The sequence below is a fragment of the Shewanella frigidimarina NCIMB 400 genome (assembly GCF_000014705.1).
In the GTDB taxonomy this organism is placed as follows: Bacteria; Pseudomonadota; Gammaproteobacteria; order Enterobacterales; family Shewanellaceae; genus Shewanella; species Shewanella frigidimarina.
In genome coordinates this window covers 4,391,410-4,413,742 of record NC_008345.1, presented here as the reverse complement: position 1 = coordinate 4,413,742, position 22,333 = coordinate 4,391,410, and the positions used below count along the sequence as shown (strand labels likewise).

Here is a 22,333-nt window from a genome sequence, read left to right as displayed (position 1 = left end):
AAAAAGGATGACCATTGGGTCATCCTTTTTTTATGTAAGTGACGCAGGCCATTAGCGGGTTACATCATTTACTCTTCAATTGATGCTGTTTAAACTTACATTTTCCAGGTTAGGGTCGCGCTATAATTGGCAGGTGCACCGTAATACCCTTGAGCCCAATATAAACTATTGATGTATTTCTCATCGCCAACGTTATTGGCATTAACCGCTAAACCTAAGTTTTCGGTGATTTGATATTTAGCCATGAGGTCGATAACCGTGTAAGCGTCTTGCTTAGTGACAATGTCAGCACCTGCATTATCAAACCCTACGGCAACGACACCTTGGTTGCGAGAGATGTCGTCTTGCCAACGCATGTTCATGCCAACAGAGAATCCTTCAATGGCTTCAAAGTCATAAGTGGCCGCTAGTTTGAATAACTTGCTTGGTGTGTAAGCTGCAACGATATCATCACCTTCGATATCAAAATCGGTATAACCAATACTGACATTAAGACCTGAATAAATTTCACCAGCAATATCGATTTCATACCCTGTGCTGCTGATACCGTCGGAACCATAATACTTCTGTAAGTCTATTGGTAACCCTTCAGTGGCAGGGTCAAGTACTGCTATATTGGTTTGAACCACATCAAAGTACGCTAGGCTGGCAATTAAACGTCCATTAAACAATTCACTTTTTAAACCAATTTCGCGGCTTTCACCGGTAATGGGATCAAGGAATCGATTGTCAATGTCCACTTCATCTTGCTGTACAAAGGTTTCGGTGTAGCTTGCATAAGCCACTAACTCTGGCATAAAGCGATAAACGGCGCCTAAATAAGGGATAAACTTTTGGTAGTCAGCTTCTTGGTCTACTTCATAAGACACACCTTCTGCCTGCCAGTCGTTGTAGCGACCACCAACGATAACGTGCAAATCATCAACGATGTTAAATCGTCCGGTGAAATAGGCGGCTTGCTGTTCACGCGAGACATCACTGCCACGTAAGCTATCTTTGAAGGTCGGCTTTGGTGTATTGCCATCCCAGGTGTTGAGATCTGGCATCTTGGGGAAGCCATTGCCGGTGGTGTAATCGTAAAGTGAGCTGTCGGTGTAGCTCATTTTAGAGTAATTTACCCCCGCTACAATCTGATGATCTCGGCCAAACAAGCTGAAGTTACCATCAACATACATATCGATTAGGTCATGCTTATCATCTAAATCATATTCGCTACCATAACCGGTTAAGCCTAATTCGGTATCCTTGTCTGGCGTACCGAAAACATAAAATAGCTCAGTATCTTCATCGGTTGTTTTATGTGAATAAGTCGCCCGTAAACGCCAATCATCATTAAAATGATGGCTAAGCTCTAACACAGTATTATTTTTAACAACTTGCCAGTTTGACCAGTCGGCAGAGGTATTGGTCGATCTGTCGTAATTAGTCGCGCTGCCGTCAGTATAATATAACGGTAACGCGCCCCAGTTATTGCCGGTAGCATCGTTATTCATGTAACTGTGGCTTAGTGACAAACTAGTGTCGTCAGATAAGTTGGCTTCTAAAAACACATAAAAGACATTTTTGTCTGTTTGGTAGCGATCTAAGTAAGAGTCTTTGCTTTGGGTAACGGCAACTGCACGAGCGGCAAAGGTGTCATTTATTCTGACAGTTCCGTCTGCTTCTAAGCGGGTGTTATTAAAGCTGCCATAAGTACCATTAACCGTAAGTTGATTGTCTGCTGTTGGGCGTTTACGAATGAAGTTAATGGTTGCCGATGGATTACCTACGCCAGTCATTAAACCGTTGGCTCCACGGATGACCTCAATACGGTCGTAAATAGCTGTGTCTTCGTCGGCATGGTTGTTACCAGATGTTAGCGGTAAACCAATGCCATCGATTTGGAAGTTCGTAATGTCAAAACCACGAGCGGTATAATACGTACGGTCAGTCTCAATACGTTCAACATTGACGCCGGTAGCGGTATCGAGTGCCGCGTTAATGTCATGCAACTGAAAATCTTGCAATTGGGCATCGGTAATGACTGAAACAGATTGGGGAATATCGGTAATGGCTAAATCTAAGCGTGATGCGCCGCTGGCTGAGTGGGCGTTATAGCCGGCAATGTAACTGCCTTTTACTTCAATTGTTTCGATATTTTCTTTTTTAGTGTTTTCATCAGGCACTGTGTCGGCGGCAATGGCCTGTTGACTGAGGCTGATGGCACATAATACAGCTAAACTAATTTTATTTAATTTCATGGTGTTATCATCTTTTACTGCTATGAACGAATCCATGTTCTGAGTGTTTACCAAGTCGGTTTTTGTAGCGTAATTATTCAACCGCCATGATGATACATAAGCATTAAATAGAAATCATTATCATTTACAATTGTAAGTATTGTAAATTTTGGTTAGTGCGGGGAATTTTTTGCTAGGTGATGCTGTCGTTGAGCTTGTTAAGCAGCGAAAGGTTTTAAGTGGTGAAAAGGTACTAAGCGAACATAAACATACGGCGTGAGTTACTGGCAATGGTTTTAGGAAGGAGATAATCTTTTTTGATAGGCATTAATTGGGTCAGCTAATAATAAACAAGGCGCTATTAGCGCCTTGTTTATTATACCGTTAAATTAATTTACACAATTAAATCATACTGTTCACGTAACACTTTAATAATGTCAGCTTTTGGGTTGGCTGGTAATGGAATGCTTGAACCTGTGACTTTTTCTGCAACACCTATATAAGTGCGCGATACATTCATCATTGCGTCTAATGGTAAGTCATTGTCACGAGCAAGCGCTTCACGTTCTGGCATTCTGTCTTTGTTTAGCAAAATGTCAGCATCGTCAAAATGATTCAGTAAGAACTGGCGGAAGCCTTCTTTTGAGTTTTCAACAATCTTGCCCTCACGATAAGCGGCTCCGTCCCAAATACGTGATGAATCAGGCGTACCGACTTCATCCATGTAAATCAGTTTTGATTGGCCATTTTTGTCATTGACGTAGCCAAACTCAAACTTAGTATCGACAAACACTTGATCAAGCTTTGCTAGCGCATCTGAAATTACTTTAAAGCCTTGCTTTAGCAAGGTTTCATACAAGTCGATATCTTGTGGTTTTTCAAATCCAAAGGCTTGGTAGTTGGCTTCAATATCACTACGGCTAATGTTAACGTCATCTTGCGCTGGCACACCTGGGATACCGGTTAAAATCCCTTTGGTTGATGGAGTGATCAGTAACTCTGGCAGTTTTTGATCTTTGCTTAACCCTTCTGGCAAGGTGATACCACAAAATACCCGTTCGCCTTTTGAATAAGCACGCCACATTGAGCCGGTAATGTATTGACGGCAAATCGCTTCTACTTTAATTGGACGGGCTTTTTGCACTATCCATACAAAAGGATGCGGAATATCTAGAATGTGGCTGTCGGCTAAACCATTTTCGGCAAATAAACCAAACCAATGATTTGAAATCGCATTCAGTGCAGCGCCTTTACCTGGAATACCTTGCAAGTCACCTTCGCCATGAAAAATACAATCGAACGCCGAGATCCTGTCGCTGATCACCATAATCGCTAGCGGAGTATCTTCAGGTACATCGTAACCTTTGTCGCGAATTAAGCGACGGCTATCAGTGTCGGTTAACCAGTAAACACTGCGTACTTTGCCACTGTGGACAGGCTTGTCGGTACGGATAGGTAAATCATTGTTCACGGCAAGAACGGAATCGGCAAGACTCATGCGAGTGTTCCTTAGGTAGTAGGGTACATAGGATTTTATGGCGGCTATTTTACCTGCATTCAATGCGTTTGCACGATAAAAGGAGGTGTTGAAATAGGCTTTTTTGTTATGCGAACAATCAAGGGTAAGGTTAGCCTTTCTTGATAAAGACTTTATTGGGTTAATCAGGCAGAATTCACGCCTTAATGATGTGATGGATAAACCAACGTGAACAGTGAACAAGCAAGCGCGAATACCCGTTTAGGACTGATATTTGTTTCTATAGCAGTATTTTTCTGGGGTATTTTGCCTATAGCATTAAAGCTATCGGGTGGATTTATTACACCAGTGACGTTGACCTGGTTTCGGTTTGTCATGGCATTAGTCGTGACCTTGTTAATTCAATGGCGCTTAGGTGCATTACGTCAATTTGTCGGTTTACCTTCATTAGTATGGTTGAAATTGCTGCTCGCTGGCGTGCTGTTGATGTGCAATTACGTGTCGTTTGTTTATTCGTTAGGATATTTAGCCCCAGGTACTGCCCAGCTTAACTTTCAAACCGCGCCTTTTTTCTTGGCATTTGGTGGGGTGTTGTTTTTCAAAGAGCGTTTCAATGCATTCCAGCTAAGTTGTTTTGCCACGCTTGGACTGGGCATGCTGATGTTTTTCCACCCGCAATTCGATTTAAATCAAGCGAGCGCTCACCAAGTATTGCTCGGTATTATGATTGTGCAGTTTTCGGTGATCTCGTGGACCAGCTACGCCCTATTACAAAAGTCGATAAGCCAACAGTTATCGCCGAGCAATGTGCTGTTATTTATCTATGCATTAGGCATTGTGCTTATGGCGCCATTGAGTGACTTTAGTCAGTTTGAAGCGATGACGCTCGATCAATGGTGGATAGTACTTTTTTGCGGCGCCAATACTTTGATTGCGTACGGCTGTTTTGGTCAAGCTTTACATTATTGGCCAACCGCGCAAGTGAGTGCGATGTTATCGTTAACGCCGGTATTGAGTTTTAGTGCTACCGAATTGGTGGTCAGTTTTGGCTGGTGGAGCGGGGTGTTTACCAGTGCGAACATCGATGTATTGTCATTTATGGGGATAGTGCTGATTGTGTGTGCGGTATTTGTGGTGCAAATTGTGCCTATGTATCAAAAGCGTAAACAGGCAAAAGCGTTCAGGACTGTATTATAACACTTTGGTGCAAACAGATTATCACTAGGGTCGCTTCGCTGCTAGGGCGGACTGCGTCCTGCTAGGAAGTGATAACAAGCGAACGCTGCGCTCACAGATAAAACGGTCTGACTGGTTTGCCACCTCTTAATCTCTCTCGTCACCGCTTGCTCTCTCAGGAGGTAGGGACAGCTTCGCTGCTAAGATTTTATAGAGTCTAGCCGCGCAGCGTCCTAGCAGCGTAGCGATCTAGGCTCTTGCTATAGCATCTAGCCGCGTAGCGACCTAGAACCTAGGAATAGTGATATTAAACAGGTAATCGCCACGTTAATGGATGTTAATTATTTTTTAGACTTATTTTGTAGAATAGAGAATAGAGAATAGAGAATAGAGAGTAAAAGCAGAAAACAAAAATGGAGCCCTTAGGCTCCATTTTTTGTGTCATTCAACTGAATGATTAACCGTTGTCACGTGGCTTACGTGGACGACGTTCTGCACTTGCAGGGCGGTCACTAGCCGGACGATCACTAGCCGGACGATCACCCGCTGGGCGGTCGGTACGTGGACGGTCACTACGAGCACGATCACTACGTGGGCGACGTGGAGCGCCTGCGCCGCGAGTCGTGTCAGCAAACACTTCATCACCCGCTTCACGAATGTTTAAAGGACGACCACACACACGAACTTTTCTTAGGTGTGAAAGGATGTCTTTAGGCATTCCGTCTGGTAAATCAACCGTTGTGACTTGATCAAACAATTGGATTTGACCAATGAAACGGCTGTCGATGTTTGCTTCGTTAGCGATAGCGCCAACGATGTTACCTACACCAACACCATTTTCACGACCTACATCGATAACATAACGATTCATTTTAACGTCTGGGTTATCTTTTAAGCCTTCTGCATCACCAAAGCTATTTGGTGCTGGACGGCTACTACGCTCGCCACGGTCACTGCGTTCACGACGTGGACGGTCGCTGCTATTGCGGTCACCACGGTCGCTACCACGATCACTACGCTCGTCACGTGAATCACGTTGACGTTCGGTAATAGTTGGTAACTGTAGTGGACGCTCTTGTTGTACTTGTTGTAGCAACGCAGCAGCTAGTAAATCGGTATCAACTTCAAGCTGTTGACATAATTCAGCTACAGCATTTTTCATGAAATCTAAGTCGCCGTTAATGGTTTCTTGGATTTGCTCGCCTAAACGAGATAAACGACGCTCTGCAACTGATTCAGGGCTAGGCACTTTCATTGGCGAAATACGGCTGTTTGTAGCGCGTTCGATAGTGCGTAACATGCGCATTTCACGATTGGTTACAAATAGGATTGCCATACCAGTACGACCAGCACGACCTGTACGACCGATACGGTGAACATAGGCTTCTGAATCATAAGGAATATCGTAGTTTACTACGTGTCCAATACGTTCAACGTCAAGACCACGTGCCGCAACGTCAGTCGCGATTAAAATGTCTAACTTGCCGCGCTTAAGCTGCTCAACAGCACGCTCACGAGCTTGTTGATTCATGTCTCCATGTAATGGAGATGAAGCATAACCACGGGCTTCTAATTTTTCGGCTAATTCAACACAGCTGTTACGGGTACGAACGAAGATGATAATACCTTCAGTATTTTCAACTTCTAAAACACGTACTAACGCTTCTAGTTTGTTGTGTTGTGATACTTGCACATAACGTTGGTCGATAGACTCAACAGTTGTCTGGCTAGACGCTATGCTGATGTTCACTGGATTAGATAAGTGCTTAGCTGCTACGCGCTTAATTTGCTCAGGCATAGTGGCAGAGAATAATGCAAGTTGGCTGTCAGCAGGCTTGTGCTCTAATACCCATTCGATATCATCGATGAAGCCCATTTTTAGCATTTCATCGGCTTCGTCTAATACTAAGGCTTTTAGATTATCTAGCTTTAATGTGCCACGACGCATGTGATCCATTACACGACCAGGAGTACCAACAATGACTTGTGGTCCACGCTTAAGGGCGTTTAATTGTTGTTGCATGCTTTGACCACCGTAAATCGGTAGTACGTGGAAGCCTTTCATGAATTTGGCATAACTACCAAATGCTTCGGCAACTTGAACCGCTAATTCGCGGGTTGGTGCTAACACTAAAATCTGTGGAGCATTGATTTTCATGTCGATTTTGTTTAGTAAAGGCAGGGCAAACGCGCCTGTTTTACCGGTACCGGTTTGTGCTTGACCGATAATATCTTTACCAGCCATAAGCGGGTCGATACTAGCAGCTTGAATAGGAGTTGGGTTTTCATAACCTAACTCGTCAAGCGAACGCAACAAAGACTCAGACAGGCCGAGTTCGCGGAAAGTTCTTTCAGATGACATTGAGTTGTAGCCTTGTGGATGCGCACGAAGTTCGGAAGCTCGTGCTAAAGTTTCACAGACAGAAAATCAACCCCGTGTCGATTTCCCGCGCCGATAAGGGGGCGTATTATAGCAGCAACAAAGCGTGTTGACCACGTAAAAACTGAAAATAAACATTAAATTGCCTATTCTAGTTTAAGATTGGCCTGATTCTTGATTTTTAAGATTTGTTAATTGGTTGAAAAGTGAACATTTGTTGGCGTGGATTAGGCTGTTTATGGGGCCTTGGTCAGCTTATCGATGCTGAGCATTTGATATACTGTTTCAGCAACCGCCACTATAAAGTCGATGTCTAACGTGGCTATTGTGTCGTCGGCCGTGTGATATTGCGCGTGGGGTGGCACGCCAAAATACACCCAGGAGTAGCCAGCTTTATGAAATGGGTAATGGTCTGACGCTCTGAGCCAATCACTTTTTTTCATCCGGCCACTTAGTAAATTTGTGTGATGAGTTCGAATACATAATTGGGTCTGTTGCATCAACAATGGTTTGATTGACTCAAAATTTGACAGATTTTTTTGCCCTTCCATGTAGATTGCTCTACGACGATCTGGATGACCTATCATGTCCAAGTTTACGCTTAGCTCAATGTCCATAAGTGGGTATTGCTGCAATAACGTCACTAATGCATAGCTACCATATAAGCCGGGTTCTTCAGCGTCGGTTGCGACAATCATCAAATTAACATCATCTAACGGTGGATTTTCCTGCCATTGGGCTGCAATTGCCATCATTCCGGCAATGCCTGAGGCATTATCATCAGCACCTGGATACATTTTATTGGCCGTTTGACCTAAGTGATCATAATGAGCTGTAATCACTCGCCATCGGTTTGAGCGAGTTTTAGCCGCAATAGTGGCAATGATATTAACCCCAGAGACGGTTGAAAATTGATGTTGAAAGCTAAACGGGACGGCAAAATTTGGCTGCCAGGGTTGTAAGCCCATCTCTGTAAATCGTGTGATTAAATACGCTTGAGTCAGGCGGGCGCCTTCAGAGTCAGTCTTGCGGCCTTGAAATTCAGTGGAACTCAGTGTGGTGATATCTTGAGTAATTTGGCTATGGGCGCTAGACCAAGTGGTGATAATAGCTGACGAGCATTGTTGAGGTGTTTGGCTGCAGGCATTGAGTAAGCCGCACAATAACATCATAGCCAATACCTTAAGGTGAATTTGAGTAGTAAACATAGTGTGTTCTCCTCTTATTCACCTAAGGTTTGGTATTTGATCTCAGCGTGTTATTTGGCTTTTTTAGCCTTTATACGTTTGCTGTGAAGCGCCAACATCGGCTTTAAGAATCTCGCGGTATGAGACTCTGGGTGCTCTGCTACTTCTTCTGGGCTGCCTGCGGCTAAAATCATGCCGCCGCCAGCACCACCTTCAGGGCCTAAATCGATAATCCAGTCTGCGGTTTTAATCACATCTAGATTATGCTCAATCACCACAACAGTGTTGCCATGAGACTTTAAGCGATGCAGTACTTCTAACAATAGTTGAATATCGGCAAAGTGAAGCCCTGTAGTGGGTTCATCTAAAATGTATAAGGTTTTACCTGTATCGCGTTTAGACAACTCTTTGGCCAGTTTAACGCGCTGAGCTTCACCGCCAGATAAGGTTGTCGCGCTTTGTCCTAAGCGAATGTACGACAAGCCGACATCCATTAAGGTTTGCAATTTACGTGAAATAGATGGAATCGCATCAAAATAGCCACGAGCATCTTCAACCGTCATTTGCAGCACTTCGTGAATGTTTTTGCCTTTGTATTTTACTTCTAAGGTTTCGCGGTTATAACGCTTACCTTTACACGAATCACAAGGAACATAAACATCAGGTAAAAAGTGCATTTCCACTTTAATTAACCCATCACCTTGGCAGGCTTCACAACGACCGCCCTTGACGTTAAACGAGAAGCGACCCACCTGATAACCACGGGTGCGCGATTCTTGTGTGCCAGCAAACAGTTCACGTATTGGGGTGAAAATACCCGTATAGGTGGCAGGGTTCGAGCGTGGCGTACGGCCAATAGGGCTTTGATCAATATCGACTACTTTGTCGCAATGATCCATGCCTTCAATGCTTCTGTAGGGTGCAGGTTCATCAACGGTAGCGCCATTGAGCATCCGATGGGCAATTTTAAAGAAGGTGTCGTTAATCAGTGTTGATTTACCTGAACCCGATACGCCAGTAACACAGGTAAACAATCCAACTGGAATGGTTAAATCAACATCTCTTAGGTTATTACCCGATGCGCCAAATAACTCAATCACCTTTTTCGGATCGATAGGGGTGCGCTGGTCACTAATGTGTATTTGCTTTTTACCGGAAATATATTGGCCCGTAACCGACTCTTCACAGTTAAGAATATCTTCTAGGGTACCGTCACAAATCACTTCACCACCATGTACACCAGCACCAGGGCCAATATCGATAATGTGATCCGCTAAGCGAATCGCATCTTCATCGTGTTCAACCACAATCACGGTATTGCCTAAATCACGCAGATGGATAAGGGTTTGTAATAAACGTTCGTTATCGCGTTGATGCAAACCAATTGAAGGCTCATCAAGCACGTACATTACGCCCACTAAACCCGCACCAATTTGGCTGGCTAAGCGAATACGTTGCGCCTCGCCACCCGATAAAGTTTCAGCTGAGCGCGATAAGCTTAAATAGTTAAGCCCCACATTGACCAAGAAGCCAAGGCGTTGACTGATCTCTTTTAATATTTTCTCGGCAATTTGTGCGCGTTGACCTTCAAACACTACGGTGTCGAAGTATTGTTTGGCTTCGCCAATCGACCACATTGTCAGTTGCGGTAGGTTTAACTCACCAATAAATACGTTACGGGCTTCTTCACGTAAGCGCGAACCACCACAGCTGTTACACGGCTGCATATTAATAAATTTAGACAGCTCATCGCGCACCGAGTTACTTTCGGTTTCACGATAACGGCGATCCATATTATTTAAAATGCCCTCAAACGGATGATTACGGATCACTACGTCGCCGCGGTCATTAATGTATTTAAAGGCAATATTTTGTTTGCCTGAACCATATAAGACGATCTTTCTAACTTTGTCGCTTAGTTCGGCATATGGCTTCTCAACATCAAACTTATAATGTTCGGCTAGCGAGCTGAGCATCTGGAAATAGTAAAAGTTGCGTCGGTCCCAGCCTCTGATCGCGCCGCCTGCTAATGAGAGTTCATCATTAGCAATTACTCGCTCAGGGTCAAAAAACTGCTGCACACCTAAACCATCACAAGTTTGACAAGCACCGGCCGGATTGTTAAACGAGAAAATACGCGGCTCAAGTTCGGCCATCGAATAGCCACAATGCGGACACGCGAAATTAGCTGAAAATATCAGTTCTTCGGCTTTGCTATCATCCATACTGGCAATTTTTGCAATGCCACCAGATAATTCTAAAGCGGTTTCAAACGACTCAGCCAAACGCTGTTTCATGTCTTCGCGTACTTTGAAGCGATCGACAACCACTTCAATAGTATGTTTGATGTGTAAATCTAATGTTGGAGGATCCGTTAAGTCACATACTTCACCGTCAATACGGGCGCGGATGTAGCCTTGTGCCGATAAGCTTTCAAGCAATTTAACGTGTTCACCTTTACGGTCGTTAACCACTGGAGCAAGCAGCATTTGACGGCTGTCTGCTGGCATCGCCAATACTTTATCAACCATCTGGCTGACTGTTTGCGCCGACAAGGGTTGATTATGCGTTGGGCAGCGAGGCTCACCCACACGGGCAAACAACAAGCGTAAATAGTCATAGATTTCGGTAATGGTACCGACCGTAGATCGTGGATTGTGCGAGGTTGATTTTTGCTCAATTGAAATGGCAGGGCTTAAGCCTTCAATATGATCAACATCGGGTTTTTCCATTAAGCTCAAGAATTGACGTGCATACGCCGACAGCGATTCGACATAACGACGTTGGCCTTCTGCATACAAAGTATCGAAGGCTAATGATGATTTTCCTGAACCGGATAACCCAGTTATCACAATGAGTTTGTCACGGGGAATGGTTAGATTGATGTTCTTAAGATTGTGGGTTCTGGCACCGCGTATTTCAATTTTATCCATCTATATCACTCTATGACTTATGTAAAACAAAACAGCGATCAGTATCGCATAGTTTGTTGGGGGACTTCATATCAATTTTGACTATGGTGGTTTTATGGTACGCATCAAACTCCGCTAAAGTTTAACATGTGCAGATAAAACACCTTATATCAAAAACTGTGATTTCCTTTTGAGCTAATTTATGGCGCTGTGATAATATGCGCACCTTATAATATTGTTGAATTACTTATCAAAGGGCAACAGCATGGCCAGTAATGGACTGTCGGGTATGGAGAAAAAGGTCGCATTTTCGTTAGCCAGTGTGTTTGGTTTACGAATGATGGGATTGTTTATGATTATGCCTGTCTTCGCGCTGTATGGTCAGCACCTCGAAGGCTTTTCGCCGCTATGGGTGGGTATTGCCATTGGTGCGTACGGATTAACTCAAGCTTTTTTACAAATACCAATGGGCATTTTGTCCGACAAATACGGACGTAAGCCGATTATTCTAGGTGGCTTGGTATTGTTTGCCATTGGTAGTTTAATTGCCGCATCATCTGATCATATTTACGGGGTGGTGTTTGGTCGTGCAGTACAAGGTATGGGCGCAATAGCTGCCGCAGTATTAGCACTTGCCGCCGATTTAACCCGAGACGAGCAACGCACTAAAGTCATGGCGATTATCGGCATGTGTATTGGTTTTTCATTTGCCTTGTCATTATTGGTCGGGCCTATTGTGGCGCAATACATGGGCTTAACGGGGCTGTTTTTATTAACCGCAGTATTAGCGGTATTGGGCATGTTAATTGTACAGTTTTTTGTCCCCAATCCTATTAGCCAAGCACCTAAAGGCGATACGGTCGCCACTCCGACAAAATTAAAGCGTATGTTGTTAGACCCGCAATTATTTCGCCTAGATGCTGGCATTTTTATTCTGCATTTAGTGCTCACTGCGGTGTTTGTGGCATTGCCGCTCGATTTAGTGGATGCCGGTTTAGTCAAAGAAAAGCATTGGATGTTGTACTTCCCTGCTTTTGTTGGCGCATTTTTCTTAATGGTGCCGTTAATTATCATTGGGGTGAAACGCAACAACACCAAAACCATGTTCCAATTGTCGTTAATGATCATGATGGTGTCACTTGCCGCGATGGGGTTTTATGCCGATAACCTTTGGGTGTTAAGTGGTGCGGTAGTGTTATTTTTCACCGGCTTTAATTACCTTGAAGCATCATTGCCAAGTTTGATTGCTAAGTTTTGTCCTGTTGGCGATAAAGGTTCAGCAATGGGCGTGTATTCAACTAGCCAGTTTTTAGGGGCTTTTTGTGGCGGCATGTTAGGCGGTGGAGCTTATCAACTTGTTGGCGCATCTGGGGTGTTTTTTGTTGCGCTAGGGCTAATGTGTGTGTGGTTATTTTTGACCATTGGCATGCAAAAGCCTGTGTTATTGAAAAGCTATACGCTTGAAGCTACAGTAAAAGATAGAAGCGATGCACAAGATATGGCCAGTAAACTGTCACAGTTAATCGGCGTTGTAGAAGCCATTGTGGTGCTCGAAGAGAAAGTGGCTTATTTAAAGGTCGATGATAAATTCAATTTAAGCGAAGCGCGAGCTGTGTTAGGCTCTGTGAATTAGATCGTGTAGATCATTAAGCTTAGTATTCAGTTAAAGTAAACAGATAAAAATCTCAGGAGATTTCGATGGCTAGTCGTGGTGTGAATAAAGTGATTTTGGTCGGTAACTTAGGTAAAGACCCTGAGGTTCGTTACATGCCAAACGGCAATGCTGTTGCCAACTTTACTATAGCGACAAGTGAGTCGTGGAAAGACCAACAAGGTCAAATGCAAGAACGTACCGAGTGGCACAACATTGTTATGTATCGTCGTCTTGCGGAAATTGCTGGCGAGTACTTAAAGAAAGGCTCTAAAGTATATTTAGAAGGCAAATTGCAAACCAGTAAGTGGCAGGATCAGACTACCGGTCAAGACCGTTATAAGACTGAAATCAACGCTATGGAAATGCAAATGTTAGACAGCCGCAACTCAGGTGATAATGCCGGTGGTGGTCAATATCAAGGGCAAGGCCAAAGCTCTGGTCAAAACGCCGGACAAAATATGGGACAGCAACAGTCTCGTCCTGCACCAGCGCCTCAAGCTCGTCCGCCACAAGCGCAATACAATCAAACTGCGCCAGCCGCAGGTAATGCCGCTTACCAAGCTCAGCCTAATGCTGGCCAGCAAGGTGGTGGTTACCAGCAACAATCTGCGCCAGCGCAACAAGCTGCACCTGCTTATGCACCAAAGCCAGCAGCTGCACCTCAGGGGAATTTCCAACAACAAAATGCTCCTGCACAGCGTCCAGCACCACAGCCACAACAGAACTTCACTCCAGATTTAGATGAAGGCTGGGATGACGATATTCCGTTTTAATTCACACTTGATATTACACAATATAATGTGTTGATTAAAACCTTTAAGGCCTGCGTTTGCAGGCCTTTTTGTTTTTCTATACTAGGGAAGTTAGGATAATAATTCAGCTGTTTGCCAGCCGTATTTTTATGCTCCAAATTTCACTGTGGCAGTTTTGGGATATAAAATGTTTAGTCGATTAAAGCTGAATATTCATCAAGTGACTTATGACCTCTTGCCGTCAGAAAGCTCAACAACGCTTCAGGGCTTCGGTTCAGTAAGCGTTCAATTGGAAACCCCACTGTTTCAATCACCTCAATGGCTTTTTCAAACTCGCCTAAGCTAAAAGCAACGTGTGAGTCAGAACCCATCACGAGCAGTCCACCTGCTGCTTTTACTGCATTGGCGATTTCAATACAGTTACATGTACTGCCTTTTCTGGACGTCAAAAAAGAGGAGTTATTTATCTCTAGCGCCACGTTATGTTTGGCAGCGGCAGAGGCGACACGCTTAACATCGATTGGATAAGCAGGGTTGCCTGGGTGAGTAATAATGTCGACATTACCACTTTCAATACTGTTAATAAGTGCTGTAGTGTGAGCTTCTTTAGTCGATGGTGGGAAAACGGGTTCATGGAAACCTGCCAACACAATATCGAGTTCTTTTAAATAATCACCAAAAAAATCAATCTCGCCATGTTCATTTTTGATATTCGCTTCAATGCCGCGCAGCACGCCGACACCGTCAACAATTCTAGGTAACACTCTCATATTTACAAAGTGCCAAAAATGGGGCGCATCAGCCATATCTGGGCCATGATCGGTAATGGCGAATAACTTGATACCTTTGGCTTTCGCAACACCAAGGTAATCATGGAAGGTACTATAAGCGTGAGTTGACGCTATAGTATGCGCGTGAATATCAACAAGGAATTTCATGGCAAGTCTCGTTCTCTGAATCAAAAACAGTAGGCATCAAGTCTACTCCGTTACTAGAGTGTTCTCTATGATCTCTCCAGCTAAAATAGTAAAGCTCTTCACTAAGTGACACGTTATTTTAATGTTTAGCTGACAAGTATAACGATGCTTTAACGGTTTTTTATTGTTCAGAGGCGATGACTTTTTAGCATAGTATTTATGGTTAGTATTTATGGCTAGTGTTTTGGTTGCTATTAGATGATGTGTTAAACGTAACGCTATCTACACATCAAAAAACTAACAAGATGCAGGCCATTTTAAGTAAATTAATTTCGAGTGATTGAGGATATAATGAGAGCGGAACTAAGATCGAAAATTATTGAAGTGTGTGACAAAAAAATCGCGGCTAAAGGTGATAACGTCGGTTTGTCATTTTATGCATTTTTTGCCAACAAAAATGATAATCCTCAATTATTGATGGAAGCAGCGACATGGTGGATTCAAACACACCAATTGGATCATTTTGTGAAGGCTCACAAAATTAAACAAATGATTCAAAATGGCTTGTAACAGCCGGATGAAATTATTCGCAACAGAGCAATTTTGACCAATATTCAATAAGTAACCGATACATAGGTTAAGCGATTCCTAACAATATAAAATAGTCCATTTGGTCGATTGAGTGATGGTATAATTCGTTTTTGAACGATCAATCAAAATTATGCTAATAGTTTTGACCGTTTTAATGTTATATTTTCACTCTTGAGTGATGTTAACGATACTAAATGTCGTGTTTAATACCGATATTTTTAGCATATATTTTTTGAAAAAAGCCGGAGGAATGAGTGGGAATAATTGGTCGACTGTTAGTTATTGGTGCCACTTTACTATTTTTTAGCGGCTGCGCTAGCACCTCAACACCGGGTGATCCATTCGAAGCGGTGAATCGAAAAACTGGGATTTTAATTACCAGGTTATGGACAAATATGCTTTAAAACCTGCAGCAGAAGGCTATGAAACCATCCCTCAGCCGATCCGACAAGGTGTGACAAATCTGCTATCCAACCTAAGTGAACCTCTTTACGCAGTAAATAACCTCTTACAATGGAAAGTGACCGACAGCGGTAGCAGTGTTTTACGTTTTGTGGTCAACACGACAATCGGCCTTGTGGGGCTTTTTGATCCAGCTACCGATATGGGATTAATGAAAAAAGAAGAAACATTTGCGCAAACCTTTGGTGTTTGGGGTATTGGCAACGGACCTTTTATTATGTGGCCTGTTTATGGTGCCAGTACTGCACGTAATACCGTTGGCGATTTTGTTGATGTGTTTGTTTATCCCTTATCTATTCTGTCGTTTGAACAAAGGGCCGGAAAGTTTGTGCTGGAAGGTTTAGACAGTCGGATTGAATTTAAGCAATATGAACCCATATTAGACGGATCGTTAGATCCTTATGGCTATGTTAAAGATGTCTATTTGCAGCGAGATGCTCACTTGGTTAATGACGGTAAAGTCGATGAGACTGAATCTGACGAATTTGATCTAGAGTTTGATGACGAACTATTAGATGATGAGCTATTAAATGACGCACCTGCAGACGACAAATTAGACCACAACACTGATTTGGAGATAACGGACTAGCCAATGTCAAACATCAAAACGTTTTCATCTTGTACGAGTGAATTAAAAAATATTCGCGAATTTGTGGTAGATGCATGCCGCGATTTTCCTTTTAGCGAAGGTAAAGTCAATGAAATCGTATTAGCCGTTGATGAGGCTTGCGCCAATGTTATTCGTCATGGTTATCACATGTCGAAAAAGGGCTGTATAGAAATAGTGGTCAGCAGTGATGATGAGCATGCGCTATTTGTGATTAAAGATGTGTGTTCGCAGATTACTGACAAGCAATTAACACCGGCAGAAAACAATTTATGTAAACCTGGTGGGTTAGGCCTTTGTCTTATTCATTATGTGGCTGAAAAAGTAAGACTTATCCCACATAAAGGCAAAGGTAACTGGCTAGAACTGACGGTTAAATTTGAGTGATATTAAATGAATATTGAAATTGAGACACATAACAATTACCAAGTAGTTAAGCTTTATGGCGAGGTCGATCTGAGCAACTCTCGCAGTATCAAACTCGACATCATAAAATTAATTAAGAGTAAAAATAATATCATTGTCGACTTCACCCACCTGCAATATATCGATAGTTCAGGCATGGCTTCACTGGTTGAAGCTTTCAATGAAGCCAGAGAAAATGACACTGAATTTCATATCGTTGGTGCCAACGGTTCACCGCTTCAAGTACTGCAACTAACCCGTTTAAACACGGTGTTTAACTTAGCTGATTCAGTAAGTGCTGTGAGTAACAATGGTTAAGCCTATTATTACTGTAGAGCATTTGTTTGCCCAATATGGCGACACCCATGTACTCAAAGACGTCAATTTAGAGGTCAACCCCGGAGAAATTCTGGTGGTGATGGGCGGTTCTGGTTCTGGTAAAAGTACCTTGCTTAACCATATGCTTGGGCTTAAAACCCCGAAATCAGGCACTATCATGATTGATGGTGTGAATATTTTTACGGCCAAAAATAAGCAATTACGTAACTTACGTAAAAAAATGGGCGTGGCTTTCCAAGGTGGCGCACTACTGAGTTCATTAACGGTGGCAGACAATGTCAGGCTACCCTTAGAGCACAACACTTCGTTGGATACCCAAACCATTGATATTATGGTGCGGATGAAGCTTGAATTAATGAACATGGCAGGTACAGGCCATCTTATGCCTTCGGAATTATCAGGTGGTATGCTCAAACGAGCTGGACTGGCTAGGGCCGTTATTATGGACCCTAAATTACTGTTTTTTGATGAACCTTCTGCAGGGCTTGATCCCACTACCGCCGTTGAACTTGATGAGCTTATTCTCACCTTAAGAGATGCCATGAACATGACCATAGTGGTGGTGACTCATGAGCTTGAAAGTGTATTTAAAATTGCCGATCGCGTGGTGGTATTGTTTGCTGGTGAAGTGGTAGCTAATGGCACCGTAGATGAGATTAGAAACTCGCCAGATGAACGGATTCAAAACATGATCAACCGTCAACCTAATACACAAAGAGACGATGGTGAGGTTTATTTAAATCGTTTATTAAATAAGGATAAAAACTAATGAATGCCTTATTTAATTCAGTCAGTAATTTGGGCGCTGCAACGCGTAAAAATATTGATAGTATCGGTTTAGCTACATTGTTTTTACTGCGTATCGTCAGCAGCTTATTCACTGGGCTGGTGTCATTTAAGCAAGTGATTAAGCAGATATACTTTATTGGTAATCGGTCTTTAATTGTCATTATTGTTGCCGCACTTTTTACCGGTATGGTCGTAGCACTGCAGTTTTACGATACCTTAGTGCGCTTCGGTTCAGTGGATTTATTGGGTTCGGCAGTAGCCTTGAGCCTGATTAAAGAATTGGGCCCGGTAATGACGGCATTAATGGTGATTGCACGAGTTGGCTCTGCGACCTGTTCAGAAATTGGTATTATGCGTAACGAGCAACAATTTGATGCGCTTGATTGCATGGCGATTAACAGTTACCGCTATGTGATGTTGCCAAGGCTATTAGCGGCGTTGTTTTGTGTGCCTATGCTAACGGCCGTGTTTGACTTGGTGGGCATTGGCGGTGGTTATATCGTTGGAGTACACATTCAAGGAGAAAGTCCGGGTGCGTATATTCAAGGTGTAATGGATACTATTAGCTTTAAAGATGTGCTGGTTGGTCAAATAAAGTCACTGGTATTTGGTTTGTTTATTATGTGGATACCTTTGTATTACGGCTTTTATTTACACCTAAATCAAAAAAACATGGGCGCTGAAGGCGTCAGCAATGGCACCACTCAGGCGGTGGTAATGAGTGCAATTATTATGTTGTTTAGTGACTATATCGTTAGCTCGTTAGCGCTATAACTAGAGGTATCAATGAAAAACAATTACGTCAATTTTCTCGTCGGCCTGTTTGTATTATTCGGGATTGGGGCCTTGGTATTTATGTCAATTACCATTGGTGGAGCATCGGTTTCTAATAGTGGTAACTACACCTTAGTCGCTAAATTTGAAAATTCTTCAGGTTTAAAAGAAGGTGCTTTTGTCGAAATGTCCGGTGTACGCGTTGGACTAATTCAATCGATTAATTACGACCCTAAAGCGTATGAATCAGTCGTTAAAATATCATTAGATAATGCGATTACTGTGCCTGATGATTCGATAGCCTCCATTCGGACATCTGGTATTATCGGCGACAGATTTGTTAAAATATCTACCGGTGGTTCAGAAGTAAACATGGCAGATGGTGAAGAGTTTATAGAAACAGAATCATCAATCAGCATAGAAGAGTTAATAAGCAAGTATATGTTTAGTCAGGATAAATAATGAAATCAATAATTTTTTTAATCATGATGTTAGTGATGCCGTCTGTAGCTTTTGCGGTACAAGAACCGACAGAACGCGTTAAATTAGGTGTGACAGATATCATTAGTATCGCATCAGATAGTACCTTGTCAGTTGAACAGAAAAAGCAATCACTCAGTGATGTGATTGAAAAGCATGTTGACATACAAGCCTCTGCACAACGGGTGTTAGGTAAGTATTGGAGACAGGCAAGTGATACTGAAAAACGCCAATTTATGGTGTTATTAAAAGGCGTATTAGTTGATACCTATATTGTGCTACTAGAACAATATGATAATCAAACGGTTGATTACACCAATGAAACCATTAAGAAAAAGGTTTATGCATCGGTAGATACCGAAATTCATACCAAAGAAAATATTATTCCGGTTTCGTATCAGCTTTATCAGCGTAATAATGAGTGGAAAATTTACGATTTTGTTGCTGAAGGTTTATCGATGATCCGTACTTTTAGTAACGACTATAAAAGTACTTTGAAAAAAAGCGGTGTCTCTGGTTTGAATGAAGCCCTTGCTGCTAAATTAGCCCAAACGTAAGGTATTCCCTTGAACATAGACAGAGCGCTAGCTAACAGCATTATTGATGAAACATTATGGTTTAAAACCAATTTGGCGGTCACATTAAGTGAGTTCCATTATTACTTAATTAAAAAAAACGGCCAAGTTAGTTGTAATTTTTCATCCTTGTGCGATGAGCATTACAGTAGGCTCTATCAACAATTTCAAGCATTGTCGTTTCAACACAGTATTGCAGAAATTTTGCCATTAAATGACGATGGTAAAGTGTGCTGGGCATTGCCTTTTGGTAAAGAATCGAGCTTGTTTGACTGTATCATTCTGCTCGATTTACCTGAAGGAACTGAATCTCAGCATGTTAGCTCGTTGTATTTTAAGCTTTTGTATCAGTTAAAAAGTTTTCAGTTTTCCGAAGCCTCATCGCAACTTAATGCTGCCCAAGTGTGGATCCGCGACGAGATAGAGGAAATTTCACGCTTACAACAGTTGATGTTGCCAGACAAGAATATCGAACTCAGTTCTGTCAAAATGGCTTACACCTATAAAGCGATGAAAGGTGCTGGCGGCGATTATTTAGACATTGTCGATCTTGGCAAAACTCGCCCTGAAGCCCAAGGCGATATCGGAATGATTATTGCCGACGTATCGGGCCATGGCCCTGCTGCTGCTGTAGAAACGGCAATGATAGATGCTATCTTACGTACCTTTGAACCGAAAGATTTAAGCAGTAGTTCTTCTGAAGTACTTAATTATATCAATCAGCATTTCTTCACTAAAAAGCCACGCGGCAGTTTTTTAACCGCCACAGTATTACGTTATAATTTCAACGAAAAAGAACTGGTTTATGCTAATGCAGGTCATCCTCATGCCTATTTGAAAAAAGCCAACAGGCTGGTTGCCCTAGATCAAGGCGGTATTCCTATTGGGGTGTTGCGTGAGCAAAACTGGGATACTTACCGGGTCAGTGTTGATGTGGGTGATATCTTGTTTGTGTATACCGATGTGGTCATCGAAACACAAAATGCTCACAAAGAATTATTTGGTTTCGATCGCTTAGAAAAAGCCATCAGCGCAGCACCTGACGAACCCGAGGCTATGCTGGAATTTCTTGAGCAGAAAATGAAAAAGTTTTGTGGTTTTTCTGAATTTCAGGATGATTTGACCATGTGCGCAATCCAGTTTATTTAAGATCATTCACTCGATATTTTTAACGAGTTGAATCGCTGGTGGAATGACGAGTTGGATGACGATATTCCATTTTAATTCTACAGGTTAATAAAAATCCCTGACCTAATGGTCAGGGCTTTTGTTTGTTGGGCTATTAAGCGGTTAATGCTTCAGCTGGACCAAAGAATTCATAATGAATTTGGCTTGCTGGTACACCTAAGCTGGTGGCAATGGCCAATGCTGCTTTCATAAAACCAGTAGGGCCAAGCAGATAGAATTCTACATCGCGGTCTGCTGGTAGCTGCTCTGCAATCAATGATGCGTCAATGAACCCAGTGGCATGAGGCTGGCAATGTTGTTCTGGCTGGCTGTATATATACAAAGGTTTGATGTGGTCATGTGTTGAGGCTAGTTGATCTACATGGTGTTTAAACGCATGGACATCACTATTAATGGCCGCATGAATAAAGCGAATATCACGTCCTGAACCGGCTTCAGTATTGAGCATACTAATCGCAGGAGTAATGCCCACACCGCCAGTGAGTAAAATTAGCGGTTTGGTATTTTTGCGTAAGGTGAAATCGCCACTTGGGGCACGTAGTTTCACTTTATCACCTAGCTGAATGTTGTTATGTAAGTGATTTGATACCACACCATTAGGTTCACGCTTGACGCTAATTCTTAAATAATCTTTGCCTGTAGAGTCAGATAAGCTGTAATTACGGCGCATTGATACACCGTCGATATCATCAAATACCAAGGTCAGAAATTGCCCAGCTTCAAAGTTTGGCAACCCTTGGTTATCAAATGGCTGAAAGTAGAATGAGGTAATTACTGAGCTTTCATCCACACGTTTGACTAAAATAAAGTCACGTTCGCCACGCCAGCCACCTTGTTGTTGTTCTTTAGCTGTATAAATTGACTCTTCCGCCGCAATCAATATGTTGGCTAATTGGCCATAAGCTTTGGTCCAAGCATCAATCACTTCGTCTGTTGCAGCATCACCGAGTACGGCTTTAATGGCTTGTATTAAACAACTGCCAACAGCGTCATATTGTTCAGGTAAAATGCCTAATGCAACATGCTTTTGAACGATTTTACTGACGGCTTCGCTTAGGTTACCGAGCGCATCAATATTGGCACCATAAGCAATCACAGCGTTAGCAAGTGCTTTAGGTTGAGTACCTTTACCTTGGTTAGTTTGATTGAAATAAGGCAATACTTCAGGATGCTGTGCAAACAGTAATGGATAGAAATGGCTGGTAATGTCATTGGCGTACAGTTGTAACGCGGGAACAGTGGCCTTAATTATTTGAACAGTTGCAGTGTCTAACATTCGTGATTCCTCTTAGGGAGTAAAATAGCGATAAGCTTCAATCAATTACCTTGTATATGCAGACATTACACATAACGTGCCAACATTTATCCAGCTGATTTCAAACATATAAATTATATAAAGGTTAATTTGACCTAGATCAATATATATGTCAAATTAACCTAAATTGGGTT

At 42.6% G+C, this 22,333-nt stretch carries 19 protein-coding genes; 12 read left to right on the top strand and 7 right to left on the bottom strand.

What is annotated here, in order from left to right:
- Positions 1-95 precede the first annotated feature (95 nt).
- A complete protein-coding gene (locus SFRI_RS19095; protein WP_041413782.1) occupies positions 96-2,240 on the bottom strand; it encodes a TonB-dependent siderophore receptor in 2,145 nt (714 codons plus the stop codon).
- Between the two features lie 373 nt (positions 2,241-2,613).
- On the bottom strand, positions 2,614-3,717 hold the full coding sequence (locus SFRI_RS19090) for a phosphoribosylaminoimidazolesuccinocarboxamide synthase (RefSeq protein WP_011639131.1): 1,104 nt from the start codon (positions 3,715-3,717) through the stop codon (positions 2,614-2,616).
- A 207-nt stretch (positions 3,718-3,924) separates the two neighbouring features.
- Here SFRI_RS19090 and SFRI_RS19085 point away from each other — a divergent pair, with 207 nt between their 5' ends.
- Complete coding sequence (locus tag SFRI_RS19085; RefSeq protein ID WP_011639130.1) at positions 3,925-4,893, top strand: DMT family transporter; 969 nt, start codon at positions 3,925-3,927, stop codon at positions 4,891-4,893.
- Positions 4,894-5,329: 436 nt separating this feature from the next.
- Here SFRI_RS19085 and SFRI_RS19080 read toward each other — a convergent pair whose 3' ends face one another.
- From SFRI_RS19080 to uvrA, 3 genes are all read right to left on the bottom strand, one after another.
- A complete protein-coding gene (locus SFRI_RS19080; RefSeq protein ID WP_011639129.1) occupies positions 5,330-7,234 on the bottom strand; it encodes a DEAD/DEAH box helicase in 1,905 nt (634 codons plus the stop codon).
- Between the two features lie 254 nt (positions 7,235-7,488).
- A complete protein-coding gene (locus SFRI_RS19075) occupies positions 7,489-8,460 on the bottom strand; it encodes a M20/M25/M40 family metallo-hydrolase (protein ID WP_011639128.1) in 972 nt (323 codons plus the stop codon).
- A gap of 50 nt (positions 8,461-8,510) precedes the next feature.
- Entirely contained in the window at positions 8,511-11,372 is a 2,862-nt protein-coding gene (gene uvrA, locus SFRI_RS19070; protein ID WP_011639127.1) for an excinuclease ABC subunit UvrA, read from the bottom strand.
- A gap of 244 nt (positions 11,373-11,616) precedes the next feature.
- Between uvrA and SFRI_RS19065 the strand changes: the two genes are divergently transcribed.
- Positions 11,617-12,984, top strand: a complete 1,368-nt coding sequence (locus SFRI_RS19065) for an MFS transporter (RefSeq protein ID WP_011639126.1) — start codon at positions 11,617-11,619, stop codon at positions 12,982-12,984.
- Between the two features lie 65 nt (positions 12,985-13,049).
- Entirely contained in the window at positions 13,050-13,778 is a 729-nt protein-coding gene (locus SFRI_RS19060) for a single-stranded DNA-binding protein (protein WP_011639125.1), read from the top strand.
- Between the two features lie 170 nt (positions 13,779-13,948).
- On the opposite strand, the gene SFRI_RS19055 is transcribed toward SFRI_RS19060, so the two are convergent.
- On the bottom strand, positions 13,949-14,695 hold the full coding sequence (locus tag SFRI_RS19055; protein WP_011639124.1) for a phosphatase: 747 nt from the start codon (positions 14,693-14,695) through the stop codon (positions 13,949-13,951).
- Positions 14,696-15,025: 330 nt separating this feature from the next.
- Between SFRI_RS19055 and SFRI_RS19050 the strand changes: the two genes are divergently transcribed.
- The 9 genes from SFRI_RS19050 (at position 15,026) to SFRI_RS19010 (ending at position 20,845) form a co-directional block, all read left to right on the top strand.
- Positions 15,026-15,244, top strand: a complete 219-nt coding sequence (locus SFRI_RS19050; protein ID WP_011639123.1) for a DUF6500 family protein — start codon at positions 15,026-15,028, stop codon at positions 15,242-15,244.
- A 406-nt stretch (positions 15,245-15,650) separates the two neighbouring features.
- A complete protein-coding gene (locus SFRI_RS19045) occupies positions 15,651-16,316 on the top strand; it encodes an MlaA family lipoprotein (protein WP_011639122.1) in 666 nt (221 codons plus the stop codon).
- A 3-nt stretch (positions 16,317-16,319) separates the two neighbouring features.
- Positions 16,320-16,721 carry an ATP-binding protein gene (locus SFRI_RS21095; RefSeq protein ID WP_011639121.1) on the top strand — a complete coding sequence of 134 codons (402 nt, stop codon included), beginning with the start codon at positions 16,320-16,322 and terminating at the stop codon, positions 16,719-16,721.
- Between the two features lie 6 nt (positions 16,722-16,727).
- The gene (locus SFRI_RS19035; protein WP_011639120.1) at positions 16,728-17,057 is read left to right on the top strand and encodes an STAS domain-containing protein; all 330 of its coding nucleotides are present in this window, start codon (positions 16,728-16,730) and stop codon (positions 17,055-17,057) included.
- Positions 17,050-17,847, top strand: coding sequence for an ABC transporter ATP-binding protein (locus SFRI_RS19030; RefSeq protein WP_011639119.1), 798 nt, complete (start codon positions 17,050-17,052; stop codon positions 17,845-17,847). Before SFRI_RS19035 ends, SFRI_RS19030 begins: the two co-directional genes overlap by 8 nt.
- Entirely contained in the window at positions 17,847-18,641 is a 795-nt protein-coding gene (locus tag SFRI_RS19025) for an MlaE family ABC transporter permease (RefSeq protein WP_011639118.1), read from the top strand. Before SFRI_RS19030 ends, SFRI_RS19025 begins: the two co-directional genes overlap by 1 nt.
- A gap of 12 nt (positions 18,642-18,653) precedes the next feature.
- Complete coding sequence (gene mlaD / locus SFRI_RS19020; protein ID WP_011639117.1) at positions 18,654-19,103, top strand: outer membrane lipid asymmetry maintenance protein MlaD; 450 nt, start codon at positions 18,654-18,656, stop codon at positions 19,101-19,103.
- Positions 19,103-19,678: an MlaC/ttg2D family ABC transporter substrate-binding protein gene (locus tag SFRI_RS19015; protein ID WP_011639116.1), complete on the top strand. Its 576-nt coding sequence runs from the start codon at positions 19,103-19,105 to the stop codon at positions 19,676-19,678. Before mlaD ends, SFRI_RS19015 begins: the two co-directional genes overlap by 1 nt.
- Positions 19,679-19,687: 9 nt before the next feature.
- Positions 19,688-20,845 carry a PP2C family protein-serine/threonine phosphatase gene (locus SFRI_RS19010; RefSeq protein ID WP_011639115.1) on the top strand — a complete coding sequence of 386 codons (1,158 nt, stop codon included), beginning with the start codon at positions 19,688-19,690 and terminating at the stop codon, positions 20,843-20,845.
- A gap of 133 nt (positions 20,846-20,978) precedes the next feature.
- Here SFRI_RS19010 and hmpA read toward each other — a convergent pair whose 3' ends face one another.
- Positions 20,979-22,160 (bottom strand): NO-inducible flavohemoprotein, encoded by a 1,182-nt coding sequence (hmpA, locus tag SFRI_RS19005; RefSeq protein ID WP_011639114.1) that lies wholly within the window; start codon positions 22,158-22,160, stop codon positions 20,979-20,981.
- Positions 22,161-22,333 lie beyond the last annotated feature (173 nt).

Bases quoted from the DNA above. Each gene is read 5' to 3' on its own strand.
- SFRI_RS21095 (WP_011639121.1), top strand. From the start codon at position 16,320: ATGTCAAACATCAAAACGTTTTCATCTTGTACGAGTGAATTAAAAAAT.
- SFRI_RS19080 (WP_011639129.1), bottom strand. From the start codon at position 7,234: ATGTCATCTGAAAGAACTTTCCGCGAACTCGGCCTGTCTGAGTCTTTG.
- SFRI_RS19055 (WP_011639124.1), bottom strand. From the start codon at position 14,695: ATGAAATTCCTTGTTGATATTCACGCGCATACTATAGCGTCAACTCAC.
- uvrA (WP_011639127.1), bottom strand. From the start codon at position 11,372: ATGGATAAAATTGAAATACGCGGTGCCAGAACCCACAATCTTAAGAAC.
- SFRI_RS19030 (WP_011639119.1), top strand. From the start codon at position 17,050: ATGGTTAAGCCTATTATTACTGTAGAGCATTTGTTTGCCCAATATGGC.
- SFRI_RS19050 (WP_011639123.1), top strand. From the start codon at position 15,026: ATGAGAGCGGAACTAAGATCGAAAATTATTGAAGTGTGTGACAAAAAA.
- SFRI_RS19075 (WP_011639128.1), bottom strand. From the start codon at position 8,460: ATGTTTACTACTCAAATTCACCTTAAGGTATTGGCTATGATGTTATTG.
- hmpA (WP_011639114.1), bottom strand. From the start codon at position 22,160: ATGTTAGACACTGCAACTGTTCAAATAATTAAGGCCACTGTTCCCGCG.
- SFRI_RS19015 (WP_011639116.1), top strand. From the start codon at position 19,103: ATGAAATCAATAATTTTTTTAATCATGATGTTAGTGATGCCGTCTGTA.
- SFRI_RS19090 (WP_011639131.1), bottom strand. From the start codon at position 3,717: ATGAGTCTTGCCGATTCCGTTCTTGCCGTGAACAATGATTTACCTATC.
- mlaD (WP_011639117.1), top strand. From the start codon at position 18,654: ATGAAAAACAATTACGTCAATTTTCTCGTCGGCCTGTTTGTATTATTC.
- SFRI_RS19065 (WP_011639126.1), top strand. From the start codon at position 11,617: ATGGCCAGTAATGGACTGTCGGGTATGGAGAAAAAGGTCGCATTTTCG.
- SFRI_RS19095 (WP_041413782.1), bottom strand. From the start codon at position 2,240: ATGAAATTAAATAAAATTAGTTTAGCTGTATTATGTGCCATCAGCCTC.
- SFRI_RS19035 (WP_011639120.1), top strand. From the start codon at position 16,728: ATGAATATTGAAATTGAGACACATAACAATTACCAAGTAGTTAAGCTT.
- SFRI_RS19045 (WP_011639122.1), top strand. From the start codon at position 15,651: ATGGACAAATATGCTTTAAAACCTGCAGCAGAAGGCTATGAAACCATC.
- SFRI_RS19025 (WP_011639118.1), top strand. From the start codon at position 17,847: ATGAATGCCTTATTTAATTCAGTCAGTAATTTGGGCGCTGCAACGCGT.
- SFRI_RS19060 (WP_011639125.1), top strand. From the start codon at position 13,050: ATGGCTAGTCGTGGTGTGAATAAAGTGATTTTGGTCGGTAACTTAGGT.